Annotated in this window: 1 protein-coding gene; it reads left to right on the top strand. The window is 65.9% G+C overall.

The annotated features are described in order from the left end of the window. Positions 1–22: 22 nt before the first annotated feature. Positions 23–264 (top strand): hypothetical protein (locus tag ACZ3HH_RS30365; RefSeq protein ID WP_465810326.1); only part of this gene is annotated, 242 nt, incomplete at its 3' end.

Below are 264 nucleotides of genomic sequence, written 5' to 3'. Positions count from 1 at the left end.
GGAAGCCACACAGAAAGAGCACGTGCAGCGCGACGAGCTCAAAGCTTGGGCCAAGGCTAAGTACGAGGAACGCTCTGATCCCACTGTATCGCGGCCGGTGCCGCAACGGCAAGGGCGAGCCGAGGAGATCCGCCGCAAAATCGCTGGCGTCGAGGCCGAGCTTGCGCATGGCCACGACGAATGGCGCGAGCAACGGCGCGGGCTGTTCCCGGCTGCACCTGCTCAACCGCTGCCGCTGCCGTCCCCAACCCTCCCTGTCTTCGA

The organism is Pseudomonas sp. PME37.24/025, assembly GCF_055556615.1.
Note: the sequence above shows the minus strand (reverse complement) of the source record. Positions and strands in the feature narration are given on the sequence as shown.